General features: G+C 71.7%; 17 protein-coding genes. 14 read left to right on the top strand and 3 right to left on the bottom strand.

Annotated elements, in window-relative coordinates; translation table 11 throughout:
* Positions 1–2 precede the first annotated feature (2 nt).
* The 8 genes from O0S08_RS22950 (at position 3) to O0S08_RS22985 (ending at position 12,192) form a co-directional block, all read left to right on the top strand.
* Positions 3–1,073, top strand: a complete 1,071-nt coding sequence (locus O0S08_RS22950) for a hypothetical protein (RefSeq protein WP_269041359.1) — start codon at positions 3–5, stop codon at positions 1,071–1,073.
* 7 nt (positions 1,074–1,080) lie between these two features.
* A complete protein-coding gene (locus O0S08_RS22955) occupies positions 1,081–2,928 on the top strand; it encodes a sigma 54-interacting transcriptional regulator (RefSeq protein WP_269041360.1) in 1,848 nt (615 codons plus the stop codon).
* Positions 2,925–3,743, top strand: coding sequence for a hypothetical protein (locus tag O0S08_RS22960; protein ID WP_269041361.1), 819 nt, complete (start codon positions 2,925–2,927; stop codon positions 3,741–3,743). Before O0S08_RS22955 ends, O0S08_RS22960 begins: the two co-directional genes overlap by 4 nt.
* Positions 3,740–6,073 carry a hypothetical protein gene (locus tag O0S08_RS22965; RefSeq protein ID WP_269041362.1) on the top strand — a complete coding sequence of 778 codons (2,334 nt, stop codon included), beginning with the start codon at positions 3,740–3,742 and terminating at the stop codon, positions 6,071–6,073. Before O0S08_RS22960 ends, O0S08_RS22965 begins: the two co-directional genes overlap by 4 nt.
* A 227-nt stretch (positions 6,074–6,300) precedes the next feature.
* Positions 6,301–6,645 carry a hypothetical protein gene (locus O0S08_RS22970; RefSeq protein ID WP_269041363.1) on the top strand — a complete coding sequence of 115 codons (345 nt, stop codon included), beginning with the start codon at positions 6,301–6,303 and terminating at the stop codon, positions 6,643–6,645.
* A gap of 560 nt (positions 6,646–7,205) precedes the next feature.
* Positions 7,206–11,027 (top strand): DEAD/DEAH box helicase, encoded by a 3,822-nt coding sequence (locus tag O0S08_RS22975; protein WP_269041364.1) that lies wholly within the window; start codon positions 7,206–7,208, stop codon positions 11,025–11,027.
* Positions 11,024–11,971, top strand: coding sequence for a M14 family metallopeptidase (locus tag O0S08_RS22980; RefSeq protein WP_269041365.1), 948 nt, complete (start codon positions 11,024–11,026; stop codon positions 11,969–11,971). Before O0S08_RS22975 ends, O0S08_RS22980 begins: the two co-directional genes overlap by 4 nt.
* Positions 11,968–12,192, top strand: a complete 225-nt coding sequence (locus O0S08_RS22985; RefSeq protein WP_269041366.1) for an MbtH family protein — start codon at positions 11,968–11,970, stop codon at positions 12,190–12,192. The genes O0S08_RS22980 and O0S08_RS22985 overlap by 4 nt, the downstream gene beginning before the upstream one ends.
* Positions 12,193–12,274: 82 nt before the next feature.
* Here the strand turns inward: O0S08_RS22985 and O0S08_RS22990 are convergent, their stop codons facing one another.
* Together O0S08_RS22990 and purB are read right to left on the bottom strand one after the other, a co-directional pair.
* A complete protein-coding gene (locus O0S08_RS22990) occupies positions 12,275–12,652 on the bottom strand; it encodes a hypothetical protein (protein WP_269041367.1) in 378 nt (125 codons plus the stop codon).
* Positions 12,653–12,706: 54 nt separating this feature from the next.
* Positions 12,707–14,140, bottom strand: coding sequence for an adenylosuccinate lyase (gene purB / locus O0S08_RS22995; RefSeq protein WP_269041368.1), 1,434 nt, complete (start codon positions 14,138–14,140; stop codon positions 12,707–12,709).
* A gap of 190 nt (positions 14,141–14,330) precedes the next feature.
* On the opposite strand from purB, the gene O0S08_RS23000 reads away from it, so the two are divergent.
* Both O0S08_RS23000 and O0S08_RS23005 read left to right on the top strand, forming a co-directional pair.
* Positions 14,331–14,942, top strand: coding sequence for a sigma-70 family RNA polymerase sigma factor (locus O0S08_RS23000; RefSeq protein WP_269041369.1), 612 nt, complete (start codon positions 14,331–14,333; stop codon positions 14,940–14,942).
* Entirely contained in the window at positions 14,939–15,682 is a 744-nt protein-coding gene (locus O0S08_RS23005; protein WP_269041370.1) for an anti-sigma factor family protein, read from the top strand. The genes O0S08_RS23000 and O0S08_RS23005 overlap by 4 nt, the downstream gene beginning before the upstream one ends.
* Before the next feature lie 698 nt (positions 15,683–16,380).
* On the opposite strand, the gene yihA is transcribed toward O0S08_RS23005, so the two are convergent.
* A complete protein-coding gene (gene yihA / locus O0S08_RS23010) occupies positions 16,381–17,076 on the bottom strand; it encodes a ribosome biogenesis GTP-binding protein YihA/YsxC (protein ID WP_269041371.1) in 696 nt (231 codons plus the stop codon).
* Positions 17,077–17,123: 47 nt separating this feature from the next.
* Here yihA and coaE point away from each other — a divergent pair, with 47 nt between their 5' ends.
* From coaE to O0S08_RS23030, 4 genes are all read left to right on the top strand, one after another.
* Positions 17,124–17,846 (top strand): dephospho-CoA kinase, encoded by a 723-nt coding sequence (coaE, locus tag O0S08_RS23015; RefSeq protein ID WP_269041372.1) that lies wholly within the window; start codon positions 17,124–17,126, stop codon positions 17,844–17,846.
* Between the two features lie 151 nt (positions 17,847–17,997).
* Entirely contained in the window at positions 17,998–19,098 is a 1,101-nt protein-coding gene (locus tag O0S08_RS23020; protein WP_269041373.1) for a CaiB/BaiF CoA transferase family protein, read from the top strand.
* Between the two features lie 75 nt (positions 19,099–19,173).
* Positions 19,174–20,115: a nucleotidyltransferase domain-containing protein gene (locus O0S08_RS23025; RefSeq protein ID WP_269041374.1), complete on the top strand. Its 942-nt coding sequence runs from the start codon at positions 19,174–19,176 to the stop codon at positions 20,113–20,115.
* Positions 20,116–20,163: 48 nt separating this feature from the next.
* Positions 20,164–20,952 carry a nucleotidyltransferase domain-containing protein gene (locus O0S08_RS23030; protein ID WP_269041375.1) on the top strand — a complete coding sequence of 263 codons (789 nt, stop codon included), beginning with the start codon at positions 20,164–20,166 and terminating at the stop codon, positions 20,950–20,952.
* Positions 20,953–21,085 lie beyond the last annotated feature (133 nt).

Consider the following 21,085-nt stretch of genomic DNA (forward strand, 5'->3'; position numbering starts at 1 on the left):
GCATGCGCCTCCTCGCCTGCTCGCTCGCTCTCGGTGTCGCCCTCGCGTCGCCCGTCCACGCGCGACCGCCCACCACGCCCGCGCCGCCGCTCGTGCCCACGACCGAGAACGACAAGGTCAACGCCGCCATCCAGGCGTGGAGCCAGGGCAATTGGGCCCGCGTGCGCGCGCTGCTCGAGCCGATGCTGCAGGACGGCCGCAAGCTCGGCGATCCGCTGCTCGAGGAGGCCGCGCTGCGCTACCTCTCCGACGCCACCTTGCAGGATCCGGACATCGCCCCGGTCAGCCAGGAGTGGGCCACCGGGTACATCAAGCGCCTCCTGGCCTCGTCGCCCGACTGGCGGCCGCCGGCCGACACCCACAGCAAGGCGTTCTACGACCTCTACAACAGCCTCCGCGAGGAGCGCGACCGTTCCAGCTTCAACATGTGCAAGGGCGAGCGGGCCGCCTGCATCGCCGACCTCGACGAGCTCAAGGTCCGCCACGGCGCGCTCGGCCGCGACTACGAGCGCTTGCGCAAGGCCTACGAGCAGCAGGAGGTCGAGGTCGTCGAGAAGGTCGCCCGCAACCGCGCCGTCGCGCTGGTGCCGTTCGGCGTGGGCCACTTCTACAACGGCCGCAAGGGCCTCGGCGGGGTCTTTTTGGCCAGCGAGCTGGCGCTCGGGGCGACCGCGCTCGGCCTGTTCATCACCCGCGCGCTGGCCTGCGACCGCCTGAACGGCTACCAACCGGGCTCTCTGGTCTGCGACTTGCCTGACGGTGGTCCCGGTCTGGCAATCCGCAACGCCGAGCAGACGATGGGCATCCTCTTTCTCGGCAGCCTGGCCCTCGACATCGTCCTCGCGCAGATCCTGTTCCGCCCGTTCAGCACCGCCAAGCGGGTCCGCGTGCCCCGCAGCGAGCTCAAGGGCGACGACGACGACGCGCGCGGCAAGAAAAAGCCGGCCAAGGAGCCCACCGCCAAGCCCGGGCCCCGGTCGAGCGGCCTGCGCCGAAGTGATATCCTGCAGATCGCGCCGGCTCCCACGCTCGTCCCGGGCGGCGGGGGTCTCGGCGTCAAGATCCGCTTCTGAGAACCGCATGCCCCACCTGCAATACACCGGCCCCGACGGCGTCACCCAGCGCTTCCTGTTGCGCCACCGGATCACGCAGATCGGCTCCTCGCGCGACTGCCACCTCGTCTTGCAGGGCCCCGACATCGCCCCCTCGCACTGCACGCTCGAGCACACCGCCGGCAGCTTCAAGGTCGAGTCGTCGAGCCGCAGCGCCGTGTTCTTCGTCGGCGGCAAGAAGCTGCGCGAGCACGTCCTGCGCCACGGCGACGTCCTGCTCATCGGCAACGTCGAGGTCACCTTCTCGGCCGTCGACCCGCCGGCGCCGGCGGCCGACCCCGAGAGCGCCGCGCGCCTGCAGATCGACGCCATGCGCAACCTGCAGCGCTTCTCCGAGCTGCTCGCGCGGGCCGAGAGCAGCCTCGACGGCCTGCTGTCCGAGCTCATCGATCAGGTCGTCGCGCTGACCGGCGCCAGCAAGGGCTTCCTCGTCCTGACCGAGGGCGAGCGCTACGCCATCCGCGTCGCCCGCGGCCTCGATCGCCAGCCGGTCGACGACCCTGAGCAGCTGCTGAGCGACAAGATCCTGCGCGAGGTCATCACCTCGCGCGAGCCGCAGATCATCTCCGACGCGCTGAACGACGGCCGCTTCCAGAACAGCATGTCGGTCATCAACCTCAAGCTGTGCTCGGTGATGTGCGCGCCGATGATCGTGCGCGGCGAGCTGATCGGCCTCATCTACGTCGGCAACAACTCGGTGGTGAACCTGTTCAAGCCGAGCCAGCTCGAGATGTTGCGGGTCTACGCCACCCAGGCCGCGCTCTCGATCAAGAACGCCCAGACCCTCGGCGAGCTGCGCGACGAGAGCGCCGGCCTGCAGAAGCGCCTCGATCAGGTCAAGTTCGGCCAGATCATCGGCGCCTGCCCGCAGATGATCGAGGTGTTCAAGCGCGTCGACAAGGTCGCCGGCACCGACATCAACGTGCTCGTCACCGGCGAGACCGGCACCGGCAAGGAGCTCATCGCCCAGGAGCTGCACAACCGCTCGCCGCGGGCCAAGGGGCCGCTCGTCACCGTCAACTGCGGCGCCATCCCCGAGAACCTGATCGAGTCGGAGCTGTTCGGCCACATCAAGGGCGCCTTCACCGGCGCGGTCACCAACCAGGTCGGCAAGTTCCAGGCGGCCGACAAGGGCACCATCTTCCTCGACGAGATCGGCGAGATGCCGATGCAGCTACAGGTCAAGCTGCTGCGCGTGCTGCAGGACCGGCAGATCCAGCGCGTCGGCGACACCCGCACCCAGCCGATCGACGTCCGCGTGGTCGCGGCCACCAACCGCGACCTCGCCAAGGAGGTCCAGGCCGGCCGCTTCCGCGAGGACCTGTTCCACCGCCTCAACGTCATCGACATCCACCTGCCGGCCCTGCGCGAGCGCGGCAACGACATCCTCCTCATCGCCCGCTACTTCGTCACCCGCTACGCCCGCGAGTACGGGTCGAAGATCGACCCCGCGCGGCCGTTCGACCCCAGCGCCGAGCGCGGCCTCCTACGCTTCGCCTGGCCCGGCAACATCCGCCAGCTCGAGAACCACATCAAGAAGGCGCTGGTGCTGGCCGACGGCCCGTCGCTGACCGCCCGCGACCTCGACCTCGAGATCGAGGTGCCCGGCCAGCCCGGCCCGGTCGAGATCGCCAACCCCGAGCAGATCCTCCCGCTCGCCGAGGCGCGCGAGCTGTGGCAGCGCGACTACATCAACCGCGTGCTCGCGCTCAACTCCGGCAACCGCACCAAGACCGCCCGCGACCTCGGCGTCGACCCGCGCACGATCTTCCGCCACCTCGAAAAGGAAGGCGAAAAGGGAGCCGCCCCGCGATGACCCGCCCCGGCCTCGGACTCGTCCTTGTCGCCCTGTCCTTCGCGCCAGGCGTCCTCTCGTGCGTGCTGCCGGACCGGGAGATCGAGTTCGAGCAGACCTCGATCACCAACCGCTACGCGGTGCGGATCATCGAGCCGGTGCTGCTGTCGAAGTATGCCAATGATTCGTGCGATACGAACGACGAGGACATGATGGCGGGGCGCTGCCCGCAGCCGGGCGACTCCGATCCCCGGGACGCCCCGCCGCACTTCCTCGACCCCACGAACGTCGAGTTCGACGGCATCGACGACGTCACGAAGTTCGCCTTCTGCACGTGCCCCGAGCCGCTCCGGGACACCAAGCTGTTCGACTTCACCGTCTACGTCGAGGATCAGGACGAGGAGCCGCGCAAGCGCACCCCGAAGGACGACATCTACGCGGCGCTCCTGCTCGACGTGCCGTCCCGCTCGGACACGCCGTACGACCATGTCGACTACCTGAGCTACTACGACCCCGAGGGGCCGCTCGAGGACTACACGGAGATTCCGTACAAACCGCCCGGCCGCCGCGATCCGCAGCTCCGCCGGCTCCTCTTCGGCAGCGATCAGGAGTTCGGCATCGACCTGTGCAACGGCGGCCGGGAGCGGCTGTCGGAGGGCTTTCACACGTTGACGGTGATCGTCACCGATCGCGCGTGGTTCCTCCCGCCGGAGGGCGCCCGCCAGTACGGCGTCCCCGACATCGCCAACGGCGCCACCTACGACAGCATCCACTACGTGTTCAGCTGCGACACGGACTGCGACACTCAGTGTCAGTCGGAGGAAGAGGCGCAGTGACGAGGCGGCAGCTGGTCGCGGCCCTGCTGGCCGCCGCTTGCTCCACCGAGGCGCGCGACGAGCAGGACCAGTCGTGCATGGACGACACGGACTGTCTCAGCGGACAGGTCTGTAACAACAACATCTGCTACGAGAACGACCTGCCCAAGTACGGAGGTATCGCCCTCGACGTGCAGACGGCGGAGCCCGCGTTCCGGCTCGAGCTCCGCGGCAAAGACACGGCGCTCAAGCGCATCCTCGATCGCCTGCCCAATCGTTACTACGTCGACCGCGACGAGGTCCGCGAGCGCCTGCGGATCACGGTGCTCGAGCAGCAGTTCGACGATCTCGAGGAGGGCACGGGGGAGAACGTCCCGGTGGCCGCCAGCATCGAGCTGCAGCAGCCGTCGCGGTTCGCCCGCCCGCCGTTCGTCGTCACCGACCTCACCTTCACGCCGCCCGCCGACGGCTCGGACCCCGAGCCGGTGTTCAAGGCCTGGCCGCGCTACGACGTCCGCGACATCGGCGCCGATCAGCCGCTCTACGCCAAGCTGACCTACCAGGACGACGTCGCCGGCGACCAGCCGTTCCAGTGGGGCCGCGGGATCGTCGCCCGGCAGCTGATGCGCAAGAAGACCGACACGCCGGAGGACGACACGTTCGAGATCTTCACCGTCCGCGAGTGTCACCGTCGCGTGCTCGGCAACATCCGCTTCCCCGACGGCCCGCTGGCGGTCGAGCCGCCGCTCGATCCGCCGCCGACCGTCGTCGTCAACATGCGCCACGCCGGGCGGGCCGACGACGGCGACCCCGAGACGCCGGTGTGTGACCCGAATCCGATGGGCGAGACTCCGGCGACCTGCTCGGTCGAGACGGTCGTCAACCCGCCCAACCAGGAGTGCTCCTCCGGCCTGTGTCCCGATCCGTACGGGTGCTACCCCGACCCGGTCGACGACAAGAAGAAGTGCGGCTGCAAGCGCGACTCGGAGTGTCCCGCAGGACAGGTGTGCCGGGTCGACCGTCAGCTGTGCGCGCTCGACCTGACCGATCGGCCGGCCATCAAGCAGGTCACCGCCGAGGTCAAGGACGACGCCGCGGTGTCCGCGTGGGTCTACACCTACTGCGACGAGAACCCGACCGCCGACCGGACGATGGAGTTCGTCGTCAGCGCCTCGCCGGACGCCCGCCTCGGCCTGCCGCGCCTCAACTACCGCGTCGTCCTGACCTTCCTCGTCGGCGACCTCATGGGCAGCACCCCGCTCGGGCGGATCTGCCTGCCCACCTGGCGGCCCGCGCACGAGGTCCAGATCCCGCTGAGGGGCGCGCCCGGGCGCCTGTTCAAGAACTACGCCGAGCAGGAGTGGACCTGCTGCGACACCTCGTGCCTGGCCGAGGCCGCGACCAAGCCGCCGCCTGACGCGCCCACGACCTGCTGGGTAAAGCCCGCGATCACCGTCGTCGGCGACTTCGCCATCCCCGACCCTGCCACCTGGGCGGCCGCTGCCTGCATGCCGCTGAGCGGCGCCGACGAGCAGGGTCGCGTGCGCGTCACCTACGGCGCGGCCGATTGCACCGGCGACGGCGACGAGTGCACCGTCAACCTCAGCCCCGGTCCCACCAACGGCAACAGCCAGTCCTACGTCCTGCGGGTCGAGCCGCCGGTGGGCTCGCTGTTCCGCTCGGCGCTGATCGACGCCACCATCGCCTCCGACTCCACCCGCCTGGGGGAGCAGGATCTCAAGCCCCGCGTCCTGCTGCGGGGGAAGGTGCGCTGCGAGGGCGACACATGCGTCCCGGCGGAGGTCCTGGCGGAGCGCGTCATCCTGGGCGAGGACCCGACCACCCTGCTCGGCCCCTACTTCTACAACGCCACCACGATCTACGACGCCGTCACGAAGCAGAGTGACTACGTCATCCCGGTCAACCCCGGCGTCTACCTCGTCACTGCGCTGCCGACGGTGACGGCGCAGAACAGCGCCCTCGGACCGTCGCAGCTCGTCGTCGTCGATCTCCGCGAGGACAGCCCCCTGCTGGTCGAGCAGGAGGACGGGCTCATGGTCGCCGACCTCGAAGACATGGACGAGCAGCTCGCCTTGACCCCCGGCGCGGTCTACACCGTCGAGCTCGACGACTTCGTCAGCAACAGTCGGGTGATCCCGCTCGACCTCACGAGCGGCGAGGGGCTCCTGCATCCCGACGGCGAGCCGCTGGACCTCAACGCCCCCGGAACCTGTCTTCCCGGAGAGGGTTGCCAGATCCGCCGGATCCGTTCAGTGTCCAGCCCGCTCCGGGTGCCGCAGAATCAGATCGTCCGCTTCATCGCCCGGACGGCGGCCGCCGCGGCAGAGTAGCCACCTGGCACAAAAGACAGCTTCACCGCCGGCCCGAGTCGTGAGCCAGCGCGGTGCCGAGGCGCCTCACCCTGCAGCCGAGTTCGCCTGGTTGGAGTCCTGGTGGCGCCCCGGGCGCCGCTCGGCCGCTTGACCCCTTGGGGGGAACCTGGGAGACTTGCCGCGCACTGACCCAAGCCGCCCCAGGACGTCGTACTCGTGATCGGCAACTCATTGTGTTGTGGGTGGTGGCCGCCGTTGTCGCCATCTTCTACGCACTGGTTGGGATCTACGCGGGGCTCGCGCAACAAGACATCGTGGCCCGACCGGCCACGATCGAGTGCGGGTATCGCATCGATCTTCTCCGTGATCGCCTGGTCGCTTTGTTCGACCAGAAGCCCCAGCGATGGGCCGAGGAAGACGCGAATGCTGCGGCGGATCTCTCCAACCTCCTCCGCGAGACCCAGGCGCTATGCGCCGGCTCGGATACCGATCTCGGACGACGAATCGATCGGCTCATCGCGCTTCATCGCGAATTTGCCGACCGAGGTCGACGACACGCCGACGCACGCCGGGAGCTCCTTGCGCTCTAGGATTCCTCACCATGTCCCAAAATCCCTCGTCCGGCGACCAGCCGGACCGAGCCCTGATTGCCTCCCCGTCCGCTGAGGACGCCGGGTCTGACGCTCCGCCCGCCCCTGCCGCCGAGCAGTCCCCGACTCCCAGCGAGCCCGCTTCCCTCGAAACCTCCAGCCCGGCCGCCGATGCGGCGCCGGACGTCGTCGCACCGGCCGAAGCTGCCGACGCTGCAGCGCCTGTCGTCGAGGCTGCGCCTGCCGCCGAGGCTGCGCCTGTCGTCGAGGCTGCGCCTGCCGCCGAGGCTGCGCCTGCCGACGCCGCGGCGCCCGTCGCCGATACGCCCGTCGCCGATGCGCCCGCCGAGGCTGCGCCTGTTGCCGACGCTGCGCCCGTCGCCGATGCGCCTGCCGACGCCGCGCCTGTCGAGGCAGCGCCCGTCGCCGAGGCAGCGCCCGTCGCCGACGCGACGCTCGACGCGGTCGCCGACGCTGCCGGCGACGCTCCGGTCGAAGCGACCGCGATCGCGGCCGACGAGGCCACCCCCGAGACGCCCGTCGCTGCTGACGCCGAGCCTGTGACGCCCGCGACCGACGTCCCGGTCGAGGCGGCAGTCGAGCCGGAGCCGCCGAAGCTGCCCGAGTCGTTCGACGAGCTCGAGCTGCCCGATCCGCTGCGGCGAGCGATCGCTCGCATCGGCTGGACCCGGCCCACGCCGGTGCAGGCGCTGAGCTTCCCGCCGCTGCACGCCGGCCACGACGTCCTCGTCCAGTCGCACACCGGCAGCGGCAAGACCGGCGCCTTCTGCATCCCGTGGCTCGCCGGCCGCTTCGACCCGCGCCCCGCCCAGCAGACGGGCGTCCAGCTGCTCGTCCTTCTCCCGACCCGCGAGCTCGCCAAGCAGGTCTGCGACGAGCTGCGCCGCCTGGCCGTCGAGACCCCGGTCGAGGTGCTGCCGATCTACGGCGGCACGCCGATGCAGCCGCAGCTGGCCGCGCTCAAGGCCGGCGTCCACGCCGTCGTGGGCACCCCGGGCCGCGTCCTCGATCACATCCGCCGGCGCTCGCTCGACCTCTCGAAGGTCACCACCGTCGTGCTCGACGAGTGCGACGAGATGCTGTCGATGGGCTTCCTCGAGGACATCCGGGCGATCCTCGACTCGTGCACCAGCAAGCACCTCACGGCGCTGTTCTCGGCCACGATCCCGAGCGACATCCAGCGGATCGCCAAGCGCTACATGAAGTCGCCGGTCGAGGTCCAGCTGTCGGGCGATCAGGTCGCCGCGGCGGAGATCGACCACGCGTACTACATCGTCAGCGGCGCCATCAAGACCCGCGACCTGCTCGACGTCATCGTCGTCGAGGAGCCGGCGCGGGCGATCGTGTTCTGCAACACGCGCGAGGAGACCAAGCTGGTTGCCTCGGTGCTGCGGCGCGAGGGCTACCAGGCCGAGGAGCTGTCGAGCGACCTGACCCAGGCCGCGCGCGAGAAGGTCATGGGGATGATGCGCGAGCACAAGCTGCGCTTCCTCGTCGCCACCGACGTCGCGGCCCGCGGCATCGACATCAGCCACGTCACCCACGTCATCAACTACTCGTTCCCCGAGGCCGCCGAGGTGTACATCCACCGCACCGGCCGCACCGGCCGCGCCGGCCGCACCGGGACCGCGATCTCGCTGATCCACGCGCGCGAGCTCGGCAACTTCTACTACCTCAAGCTGCAGTACGACACGATCGTGTTCCGCGAGCGCTTCCTGCCGCCGGCCGATCAGCTGGCGGCGCAGCGCATGGAGGTCAAGCTCGACGGGATCAGCAAGCGCTTCCCCGAGCTCGTCTCGCCCGAGTGGGTCCTCCTGGCCCGCAACCTCATGGCCGACCCCCGCGGCGAGCGCGTCATCGGCCTTCTGCTCGAGCGGGCGATGAAGCAGCCGCCCCAGCAGCCGCAGGCCGAAGACGGCGAGCGCCCGACCCTCGAGGCCGCCCCCGCCGAGGGCGAGGCGCCGCGGGCCGACCTGTCCCCGCGGACATACGAGTCGCGCGACGGTGAGGAGCGCCCCGCCGGCCGCCCCGAGTACCGCGAGCGACGCGACCGCGACGATCGCTTCGGCCGCCGTCGCGATCGCGACGACCGCCGCGATCGCCGGGACCGCCGGCCCGAGCGCGACGACCGGTTCGGCCGCCGTCGCGACGAGGAGCGCCTGCGCAGCGACGAGGAGCGCCCCCGCCTCGACGAGCCGCACCGCGGTGACGACGAGCGCCGCGCCGACGAGCGCCCGCGTGACGAGGAGCGTCCGCGCCGGGTCGACGAGCGCGCCCGCGACGAGGAGCGTCCGCGCCGCGTCGACGAGCGCTCGCGCGACGACGACCGTCCGCGCCGCGCCGACGAGCGCTCGCGCGACGACGACCGTCCGCGCCGCGCCGACGAGCGCTCGCGCGACGACGACCGTCCGCGCCGCGCCGACGAGCGCTCGCGCGACGAGGAGCGTCCGCGCCGCGCCGACGAGCGCTCGCGCGACGAGGAGCGTCCGCGCCACGACGACCGTCCGCGCCGCGCCGACGACCGCCTCCGCGACGAGGATCGTCCCCGCCGCGACGAGGACCGTCCGCGCGGCGACGACGATCGCCGCCCTCGCCGCGATGACGACCGCCGCCCGCGCCGCGACGACGACCGTCGTTCCCGCCGCGACGACGATCGCCGCCCGCGCCGCGACGACGATCGCCGCCCACGCCGCGACGAAGACCGCTTCCGCCGCGACGCCGAGGCGCCCCGCGCTCCGGTCGCCGAGGCCCAGCCGTCCGAGCCCGCCGCGACGCTCCCGGCACCCGTGGTCGCGCCCACCGGCGACCTGGTCACCGGTGAGACCGGCGCCGCCGCCCAGGTGAAGCCGGCCGAGAGCCGCCGGATCCCGCTCGATCGCCGCGGCCGTCGCGGCGACCGCGGTCGCTTCGTCCAGTGGCCGAAGCTCGAGCCCGGCGCCAGCGCGGCGACGCCCGACGCCACCAGCAGCGAGCTCGCGCCTGTCCCTGCGGACATGGTCGCAACGCCAGGTGGTGGCGGCGACCTCATCGGCACTGCCAGCCCCGGCCAGTCGTTCGACGAGGCCAGCGAGCGGCGCAAGCGGCGGCGCAAGCGGCGTCGGCGGCGCGGCAACGGCGCTGAAGAGGCAGCGCCGGGCGTCGAGGCCGGTGGGGTCGCCGGCGAAGACGAGGGCGAGGACGAGGCCGGCGAGGCCGATGCGCCGGCCGCCGAGGCTGCCTCCGGAGTCAGCAGCGGCGAGCCTGGGCTGCAAGGCGGTCGCAAGCGGCGGCGCAAGCGTCGGGGCCGTCTGGGCCTCGAGGGCCCGCGCCCGTCGGCCGCGCCCGTCGTGGTCGCCGCGCCCGAGCCTCAGCCCGCTCCCGTACCGCGGCGGCCCTCCCAGGAGGAGATCGTCATCGACATCGACGAGGCCGAGCTCGAGGTGGTCACCACCGAGTTCGGCGAGCTCGAGAACATCGACGAGTTCGCCCTGCTCGATCGCCGTCAGGCAGTGATCGAGACCTTGCAGGAAGAGGTCGAGGTCGAGCTCGAGGACGTGTCGCGGCGCGACGCCGAGGCCGCCGACGCCGACGTCGACGTCGACGCCGACGTTGAGACCGAGACCGACGAGGAGGACGAGGCCGAGACCGAGGCCGAGGCCGCAGCGGCCGAGCCGACCGCCGAGCCCGGCGAGACCGAGGCCGAGGCCGACGGCAAGAAGCGTCGTCGTCGCCGGCGGCGCAAGAAGGCCGCCCCGGCCGCGCCGCCCGAGCTGACCGCCCCGCCGCACAAGGACTTCTGGGAGGTCTGGTCGAGCAAGTACTCCGCGCGCGACTTCGACGACACCAAGTACGGCCCGACCCACGTCGAGCCCGAGCCGGTCACGCCCCCGCCCGCGCCCGTCGCTGCGCCCGTCGCCGCCTCGAGCCCCGCGCCGACGCGTCCGCCGCGGCCGCACACGCCTGCCAGCGCTCCGGCCCGCCCGGCGCCCTCGGCCACCGCCGACGCCGACGACCGCGAGTACACCAAGGTCCAGCTGAACCTCGGCCGCGTCCACGGGCACAAGTCGTCGAGCATCCGCAACCTGTTGCGCGACTACCTCGGCCTCGAGGGCCGCTCGATCCGCGACCTCACCGTGCGCGACGCCAGCACCCTGTTCCGGATCCACGACTCCGAGGTCGATCGCTGCCACGCGATCCTCACCGCCGTCGTCGTCGACGGGATCGGCCTGGCGCTCGAGCGGGCCGAGAACTCGCGCGAGGAGCTGCGGGCTCCGCTGCCCGAGGACTTCGAGGAGGCCCCGCGCGGCGAGGCCACCGAGATCCGGCTCGACCCGCTCGAGTTCGAGTCGGTGCTCCCGCTGGCCGAAGAGCCGGGCACGTGAACCCCGCCGACGAGCTCGCTCCTTACCCGAGCCCCGAGGGTCGCGCGACCGAGGTCGCCGCCCTCGCGGACCGCGTCGGGGGCGAGCTCGTCGAGTACGGCGCCAGCGTCGAGGGCCGCCCGCTGATCGCCGTACGTGTCCCTTCGACCCTGTCCGATCGGCCACGTATCCTCTGCGGCGCCAACATCCACGGCGTCGAGTTCATCGCCGGGCGGGTCGCCATCGGCCTGCTGCGCGCGCTCGCCGAGGGCGACCCGCGCCTCGTCTCGCTGCGGGCCCAGGCCGAGCTGTGGGTGGTGCCGAGCATCAACCCCGACGGCTACGCCCGCACCTACGCGGCCGGCGGTCACGGCTTGCTGCCGCACCTGCGGCGCAACGCCCGCGGCGTCGATCTCAACCGCAACTACCCGCGTCCCGGCGGCGCCGGCCCCAGCTGGCTGCCCGGCGCCGGCTCCGATCGCCCTGGGGATGCCACCTATCGCGGCCCGCACCCGCTCAGCGAGCCCGAGACCGCCGCCCTCGATCGCCTGTTCCACGAGCAGAAGTTCGTCGCCGGCGCCAACTTCCACTCGTTCATGGGCACCCTGATCCCGGCGCGCGTGACCGACCGGCGGGCCTACGCCACGTATCGCCGGCTGTGCCGGACGTTCCGCCGGGCTCAGCCGCGCCATCGCTACCTCCGCCTCGCCAGCCGGATCTTCGACACCTTCACGGGCGAGCAAGAAGACCACCAGCACCACGTCCACGGCACGTGGGCGGTGTGCGTCGAGACCTTCACGATCCTCGCCAGCTGGCGCCAGCACTGGCGGGCGCCGAGCGTGTTTTGGCGCTTCAACCCCCGCGATCCCGCGCCGTGGATCGACAACGACGTCTCCGGTCTGTGCGCCTACTTCGCGGCGGCCTTGCAGCTCGAGCGTCCGGGTGACTACGATCGCCGGGCATGAGCGAAGACAACACGCGCTACAAAGTCGTCGTCAATCACGAGGAGCAGTACTCGATCTGGCCCGAGGATCGCGAGATTCCCCTGGGCTGGCGCGACGCCGGCAAGGCCGGGCCGAAGGAAGAGTGCCTGGCCTACATCAACGAGGTCTGGACCGACATGCGCCCGCTCAGCCTGCGCAAGGCCATGGCAGAGCAGGCAGGAGTCAAGGACCCCGAGAAGTAGCGCCAGACCGGGAGACGGAGCACAGCGGACCGCGCGCTCGAAGAGGCTCGCGGTCCGGACGCAGAGAAGAGCGGGCGGCTAGCTACACGACGAAGCGACCGGAATCCTCGCCCTGGTCGTCCTCTTCGTCGTCGTCGTCCTCGTCGTCGTCGTCCTCGTCGTCGTCGTACTCGTCGTCGTCCTCGTACTCGTCGTCGTCCTCGTACTCCTCGTCCTCTTCTTCGTCCTCGTCGTCCTCTTCCTCGTCCTCCGCCCCTTCTTCGTCCTCGTCCTCGTCCTCGTCTTCTTCTTCTTCTTCCTCGTCGTCGTACTCGTCCTCGTCGTCCTCGTCGTCCGCGTCGTCCTCGTCGTCCTCGTCTTCCTCGTCCTCGTCGTACTCTTCGTCGAATTCCTCGTCGGACGACTGGTCCTCGTCACCGGCGGCGCGGAGCCAGGGGGCATGCACGTGGAGGCGGTTCATGGGCGCGCGGAGGATAGCACAGGCCTCGCAGGGCTCGCCCGACCGCTCGTTCGCTTAGACCCGCACGCCGGCCGAGAAGCGCCCTTTTCGGCCCTCGTGGCGCGTCAGCAGAGGCGCGAGGAACTCTGCCAGGAACTCGTCGACCTGCTCGGGCGCTCGCCCCACGTAGCGCGCCGGCGCGGTGAGATCGGCGTCGACGAACGGTCCCAGCACCGGGTCCGCCTGCATGCGGGCCATCAGGTCGTTGGCCTCGCCGCGCTTCATGCCGGCCACTGCCTCGAGGCTGTGGCCGCGGACCAGACGGTGCAGCTCTTGTCGGCTGTGACCGGCGCTGGTGCCCCGCATCAGCACGTTCTCGGTCGCCATGAACGGCAGTTCGTCGCGCATGTTGGCCGCGATCACCGGCGGATGGACCACCAGCCCCGAGGTCACGTCGACCAGCAGGTTGAGGATGGCGTCGGTCGCCAGGAACGCCTCGGTGAGGGTCAGCCGGCGATTCGCGCTGTCGTCGAGGGTGCGCTCGAACCACTGGTTCGCGTGCGTCTCGCGCGGGCTCGTCGCCAGCGAGTGGACGAACCTGGCCAGCCCGCAGATCCGCTCGCTCCGCATCGGATTGCGCTTGTAGGCCATCGCCGACGACCCGACCTGGTCGGCCTCGAACGGCTCGTCGATCTCCCGCTTGTGCGCGAGCAGCCGCAGGTCGACTGCGATCTTGGCCGCCGAGCCGGCGATGTCGGCCAGCGCCGAGACCACCCACGTGTCGATCTTGCGGGTGTACGTCTGCCCGCTGACCGCGATCGAGCCGGCGAAGCCCATCGCCTCCGCGACCGCCCGGTCGAGCGCCCGCACCTTCGCGTGGTCGCCGTGGAACAGCTGCAGGAACGACGCCTGCGTCCCCGTCGTGCCCTTGACCCCGCGGAACGGCAGGCGCGCGCGCAGCTGCTCGAGCGTCTCGAGGTCGAGCGCGAGATCCTGGGCCCACAGGCAGGCCCGCTTGCCCACCGTCGTCAGCTGCGCCGGCTGGAAGTGCGTGTACGCCAGCGTCGCCAGCGCCCGGTGCTGCGCGGCGAACTTGGCCAGCGCGTCGAGGGCCGCCACCAGCCGGTCCATCAGCAGCTCGAGCCCGTCGCGGATCATCACCAGCTCCGCGTTGTCGGCCACGTAGCAGCTCGTCGCGCCGAGATGGATCACCTTCCCGGCGTCGGCCCCCGCGACCTCGCCGAAGTGCTCGATGTGGGCCATCACGTCGTGCCGCAGCCGCGCCTCGTGCTCGGCCACCCGGGTGAAGTCGATGCGCTCGCGGGCCGCCCGCAGCGCCGCCACCTGCGCCTCCGAGATCGGCACCCCGAGCCCTCGCTCCGCCTCCGCCAGCGCGATCCAGAGATCGCGCCACAGCAGGGCCCGCCGGCGGTCGCTGAAGTTGGCGACCATCGCTGGGGTGGCATAACGGGTGGCGAGGGGGCTGTCGTAGCGATCCACGGCGTCCATGGGCGGCGAGAGCTTAACCGCGCGCTTGTCGCACCCCGGCCTCTCGGGCCCCGCCGCGCGACGAGAAAGCGCACGATTTCGACCACTTCCCGCGCGCCCGCCGCGGACCCACCCAAGTTTTACGCCACCATTTCACGGTCGGGTGCTCCGGCCTGAAATAACTTCCAACCCGCTCCGGTAACCCGAACGCATGGACGCCTCCGCTCGCCGGGCCTTCGAGTCCACCGTGCTGGCCCACGTCGACAGCCTCTTCGGCGCGGCCTTGCGCCTCACCCGCAGCCGCGCCGAGGCCGAAGATCTGGTGCAGGAGACCCTCGTCCGCGCCTACCGCTTCTGGGCCAGTTTTCGCCCCGGATCGAGCGTGCGGGCGTGGGTCTTCACGATCCTCCGCAACACCTTCATCACGCGCTACCACCGCCAGGGCCGCGAGCGGGCGCTCGCCGAGGGCCTCGAGCAGGAGTTCGCGGCTGTCGGCGAGGGGCCGATCGCCGCGCCGCCGAGCCCGGAGGCCGCCGCCTCGCAGCTCCACCTGCGCGAGGAGATCGACGCCGCGCTGCAGCGCTTGCCGCCCGACTACCGCATGGCGGTGGTGCTCGCCGACATCGAGGGCCTCTCCTACAAGGAGATCGCCGAGGCGATGGAGTGCCCGATCGGCACCGTGATGAGCCGGATCCACCGCGGACGCCGGCAGCTGCACAGCCTGCTCTACCGCCACGCCGTCGATCACGGCCTGGCCGAAGAGCCCGAAGCCCCCGTATCCCTGGACGCTTACCGCAACCGCGCCGCTTCTGCCCGCTCATGAGCCACGATCTTCATACGCTCCAGCCCTTCATCGACGGCGAGCTCACCGAAGCCGAGCGCGCCGAAGTCGAGGCCCAGATCGCCCGCGATCCTGCCATGCGCGAGGTGGCCGAACAGCAGCTGCGGATCCGCCAGCTCCTGCGCGACCTCCCGCGAGCGACCGCCCCGCAGGCGCTGCAGGCCCGCGTCCTGCTCGATCTCGACGCCATCGATCGTGAGACCGCCCCGAAGCCGGCCCCGGCGCCGCGCCCGTCGCGGTGGCGCAACTTCCTCCGCGGCGGCGCCTTGATGCTGCCGGCCGGCGCCGCCGCCTTCGGCCTGTTCCTCGTCGCGCGCACCCTGCCCGGCCCGGCCACCCCGGCCCGCGACGCCGGCCCGCGCGACCTCGCGGTGCGGATCGTGGATGTCCCCGAGGACAGCAGCCCGCTGCAGCCGGTCGCCCTGCCCACCGGCGACGACGTCATCTACGAGGTCGGCCCGCGCCGCGTCATCGACCACCGCGACCAGGCCACCGCCGACGCCCTCCCCGAGCGCGTCCAGCTGTACCGCGGCTCCCGCTACCACCTCGGCCGCGGCGCCGACGGCCGCCCGCAGGTCGTGTTCGACGTCGGCGGCGTGCGCCACACCCTGCGCGAAGATCCGGACCGCATCGGCGAGGTCAGCCTCGAGCAGAGCCTCGAGGCCCTGCTCGAGCTCGGCCACCTCGTCCGCACCAGCGCCGACGCCCCGCGCTCGCGCTGACCAGCCCCGAGGAACTCGGGCATCCGTCGGGTGAGCCTCACGACCCCGCCCGAGGTGGCCAGCCCCGTCCGCATCAGCGCCGACGCCCCGCGCGCTGACCTGCCTCGAGGAACATGTCCACTCGGGCATCCACATCAGGGTGAGCCTCACGACCCCGCCCTGGCCAGCGTCGTTCGCATCAGCTCCTACGCGAACCTGCCTCGATGAACATGTCCACTCAGGCATCCGCGTCGGGTGAGCCTCACGACCCCGCCCGGACTGGCCAGCGTCGTTCGCATCAGCTCCTACGCGAACCTGCCTCGATGAACATGTCCACTCGGGCATCCACATCAGGGTGAGCCTCACGACCCCGCCGACTGGCCAGCGTCGTTCGCATCAGCTCTTTCGCGAACCTGCCTCGAGGAACATGTCCACTCGGGCATCCACATCAGGGGAGCCTCACGACCCCGCTCGACCTGGCCAGCGTCGTTCGCATCAGCTCGTTCGCGAACCTGCCTTTAAGAACATGTCCACTCGGACATGTCCGCCGAGGCCCAGGGCTCGACCCGTGCCGCTCGCTTCGCCGAGTACCATGCCGAGCTCCGAGGGACACGGGTCTCACCTCGTGCTGGCCGCGCGCTCGTCCGGTTCACGAGGCAGGCCCGCGGTTGTGCGGCCGTCGCCCGGGCGATCCGGCCGCCGCTCTGCAGCAGGCGCTTCTACGTCTCTTCGGCCCCGTCGCCCGCGTCCGGCTCTGAATCCGCCCGCAGTCGTCGCGCCAGCGCCTCGGCCAGCCCGCCGTCGGTAAAACCGAGCCCGCTGGTCGCGCTGGTCACCAGCACTTGCCCGCGGGGCAGCTGCAACGCCCGCGCGATCCCGGCGGTCACCAGCCCGCGCTCGCTCTTGCTGAGCTTGTCCGCCTTCGTCACCGCCACCACCGTCCACAGCGCGCGGTCGGCCATGAATTCGAGCAGCGCGTGGTCGTACTCGCTGACCTCGCGGCGGGCGTCGATCAGCAGCACCAGGCCCTTGAGCGCCTCGCGCTTGCGCAGGTAGCCCTCGATCATCGGCCCGAACGACGCGCGCACCGCGTGGGGCGCGGCCGCGTAGCCGTAGCCGGGCAAGTCGACCCAGCGCAGCGCCAGGTCGCCGTGGCGCGGGTGGCGGAGCGTCGTGCGGAAGAAGTTGAGCAGCTGTGTGCGTCCCGGCGTCGAGCTGACACGGGCGAGCGCGCGTTGGCCCGCGAACGCGTTGAGCAGGCTGGACTTGCCCACGTTCGAGCGGCCGGTGACGGCGATCTCGGGCAGATCCCCGGGAGGTGCGGCCCCCAACTTGTCGGCGCTGCGCTCGAACGTCGCCGACGTCACGCGCCAGCCGCCTGTGCTGCTCTTCTCGGGTTTGGACGGCTCGGCCATGGGCGCGGACTATACTAAAATCGAGCCGCCACCTAAGCTCCGAGGTCATGGACGTCTACGGCCTCACCGGCGGGATCGGCAGCGGCAAGTCCGCCGCCGCCGAGATCTTCGAGGACTGCGGGATCCCGGTCGTCTCGGCCGACGAGCTGTCCCGCGTGGTCGTCACCCCCGGGAGCGAGGGTCTCGGGGCCGTCGTCGCCGCCTTCGGCGACGGCGTGCTCGACGACAGCGGCGAGCTCAACCGGCGCAAGCTCGGGGCCGTCGTCTTCAAGGATCCCGCCCTGCGGCAGAAGCTCGAGTCGATCCTGCACCCGCGGATCCGCGAGCGCTTCCAGGACGTCCTCGCCACCCTCTCGGCCACCGGCCACAAGCTGGTCGTCTACGAGGTCCCGCTGCTGTTCGAGACCGGCCTCGACAAGCAGGTCAAGGCAGTGATCCTCGTCTCCGCCCCCGAGGCGCAGCGGATCGCCCGCGTCGCCGCCCGCGACCGACTGACCGAGCCCGAGGTCCGCGCCCGCCTCGCCGCCCAGCTCGACGACGCCACCCGTCGCGCCCGCGCTCACTTCATCCTCGAGAACGACCGCGACCTCGCTCACCTCAAGCAGCAGGTCCACAACCTCCTGCCGGCCCTCCGCAACGGCGCGATCCCGCGGCCGGCGGGCGAGGCCAAGGAGGCGGCGGCTGGCCGACCGGCCGTCCCCCCGCCGCCACCGACGACGCGTCCCGCCGGCGGCGGCCCCCCGCGGCCCCCGCCGCTGCCCAAGCCCTGAGACCTGTCCGTATGAGCATGTCGCTTTCGCCATGCCCGTCGGGGCATGTCGAAGCGCACAGGCTACTTCGAGCATGTCCAGCGGGACAGGTCGGCTCGCGCCGCTCGTCCGCCGCGAACGCCTCGTCCCCCTCGTGGTATAGCCTGCGGCGATGACGAACGACTCTCTCCCCCTCGCCGGCACGGTGGTCGTCGACGTCTCGCGGATGTTGCCGGGAGCCGTGCTCGCGCGCTGCCTGCTCGACCTCGGCGCGCGCGTGATCAAGATCGAAGATCCGGCCGTGGGCGACCTCATGCGTCACGCCCCGCCCTTGATCGACGGCGTCGGCGCCGGCTTCATCGCCTTCTTCCGCGGGGCCGAGTCGGTCGGCCTCGACCTGCGCACCCCGGCCGGCGCGGCCGCCCTGCGCGAGCTGGCCGCCGGCGCCGACGTCCTGATCGAGAGCTTCCGCCCCGGCACCATGGCCCGCTTCGGCCTGCCCGAGGCCGAGCTCCTGGCCGAGAACCCCCGCCTCGTGCTCTGCTCGTTACCTGGCTTTTCGGTCAGCTCCGCCGTCGGCCACGACCTCAACTTCACCGGCCTCACCGGCCTCCTGCGGGCGCTGCGGAGCGAGGGCATCGTCGGCCTCCAGCTCGCCGACGTCACCAGCGGCCTGCTCGCCTGCAGCAGCGTCCTCGCGGCCCTGCTGCGACGGGCCCGCACCGGTCAGGGCGGCCTCGTGCAGCAGCCGCTCCTCTCGGGCCCGTTGCCGTTCGTCACCTGGGCCTGGGCCGAGCGCGCGGGCGGCGGCGGCGGCATGTCGGAGGCCGTGCTGGGCGGCCGGGCCCCGGCCTACCGCGCCTACCGGTGCGCCGACGGCCGCGAGCTCTCGGTCGGCTGTCTCGAGCCCAAGTTCTGGTTCGCCTTCGCCCAGGTCGTCGGCCGCCCCGACCTCGCCGGCCTCGGCCTCGACACCGGCCCCGCGGGCCAGGAGGCCGCCGCGGCGATGGAGCAGCACCTCGCCGGTCACCCGCGCGACCACTGGCTGGCCCTGCTCGCCCCTCACGACCTCCCGGTCTGGCCGGTCCACGACCTCGACGCTGCTCCGCACGAGCCGCGCCTCGTCGACCTCACCGAGGCCACGCCCACCCCCGCCGGCTCGTTCCGCGGCGTCGGCCCCTACTTCCCCTCGCTCGGCCGCACCCCCGAGCGCAGCGCGCCCGCCCTCGGCGAGCACACCGACGCCGTCCTCGCCGAGTTCGCCCGCCGCTGACCTGGCCCCGAGGACATACACGCGCGAACTGGCGACCCGTCGACCGGCGAGGCCCCGTGCTATCGTCGCCGCGCCATGGCCGACAGCCTGCTCCTCTACGAGACCGTCCACGGCTCGCAAGCCTACGGCCTGCAGACGCCCACCTCCGACGTCGACCTCAAGGGCATCCTCGTCGGCCCTGCGGCCTGGTACCACGGCTTCATCGGCGGCCCCGAGCAGCTCGAGCTCTCGGCCGACCACGTGCGCTACGAGATCCGCAAGTACTTCCGCCTGGCCGCCGCCGCCAACCCCACGGTGCTCGAGCTGCTGTGGACCCCGCCGGACTGCCACACCGTCTGCACCCCCCTGGGCGAGCGCCTGCTGGCCGAGCGCGACAAGTTCCTGTCGCTGCGGGTCAAGGACAGCTTCTCCGGCTACGCCATGAGCCAGCTCGGGCGGATCAAGACCCACCGCAAGTGGGTCATGCACCCGCCCGACCACGAGCCCACCCGCGCCGAGTTCGACCTGCCGGAGACGCGCCTGATCTCGCGCGACCAGATGGGCGCCGTCGAGGCCATGTTGAACGACGGCCGCATGGCCGAGGGCGACCTCACCACCAACTTCCTCGGCGTCCTCGACCGCGAGCGCCGCTACAAGGCCGCGCGCAAGGAGTGGGAGGCCTACCAGAGCTGGCTCAAGACGCGGAACCCCAAGCGCAGCGCGCTCGAGGCCGAGTTCGGCTACGACACCAAGCACGGCATGCACCTGATCCGCCTCCTGCGCATGGGCGCCGAGATCGTCGAGACCGGCACCCTCAAGGTCCGCCGCGACGACCGCGACGAGCTGCTGGCGATCCGCGGCGGCGCCTGGAGCTACGAGCGCCTGATGGAGGCCGCCGACGACCTGCACCAGCGCACCCAGGCGGCGGTCGCCGGCTCGCCGCTGCCGCCCGCGCCCGACGAGGCCGGCCTCGACGCCCTGTGCGCCGACCTCGTCGGCCGCGCCCTCATGGCTCCGCGGGCCGCCCGCGCGACCTGACATCTTCCCCAAAGGACATGCTCTTTCGCACATGTCCTGGAGGCCATCATGACCGTCGACCTGCCGCCCAACGCCCTGCCCGACCTCGAGCTCGGGCGCCGCTTCATCCTCACCTGCGCCGTGCCGGGCGACGTGTTCCAGTGCGGCGTCACCGGCAGCCACGACTACGGCTTCAGCTCGCCCGACAGCGACCTCGACCTCAAGGGCGTGTTCGTCGCCCCGACCCGCGCGCTGCTCGGCCTGCACCGGCCCGGCGACGCGGTCGAGCGGCTCACCGAGTTCGAGGGCCTCGAGTGCGACCTCAGCCTCACCGAGGTCGGCCGGGCTCTGGCGCTGCTGCTGGCCGGCAACGGCAACATGATCGAGCGGCTGCTCTCCCCGTTTCAGCTGTACGAGTCGCCGGAGATCGAGGAGCTGCAGGCGCTGGCGCGCGGGGCCGCGTCGCGCCGGTTCATCCGCCACTACCAGGGCTTCTTCCGCGGCATGTGTCGCGAGCACGAGCGCGAGCCGGTGCCGCGCGCCAAGAGTCTGCTCTACGCCTACCGCGTCGCGCTCACCGGCGTGCACCTGCTCCGCACCGGCGAGCTCGAGGCCGATCTGCGCCGCCTCGCCCCGCTGTACGGCTACGACGACGCGCTCTCGCTGATCCGGATCAAGGTCGAGGGCGCCGAAAAGGGCGCGGTATCCCAGGAAATCGACGCCCTTCACCGCGCCGCCTGGCCCAGGCTCGAGGCCGACCTCCAGGCGGCCCTGGAGCACAGCCCGCTGCCGGCCGATCCCCCGAACGAGGTCGCGTGCGAGGCGTGGTTGGTCGAACTGCGGCGTCGACGCCTGTGAAGTCGCGGCGCCCTGCGGCCGCTCCCGAGCCCGCTCGCCGCTCGCCCCGCGGACCGTCGCGCCCGCGAGCTCCGCAGCGACCTCGAATCAGCCTCGTCGGGCTCGCTCGCTGGCCTCCGGGGTCTGCTTGCCC

This window comes from Nannocystis punicea (assembly GCF_026965555.1).
In the GTDB taxonomy this organism is placed as follows: domain Bacteria; phylum Myxococcota_A; class Polyangia; order Nannocystales; family Nannocystaceae; genus Nannocystis; species Nannocystis punicea.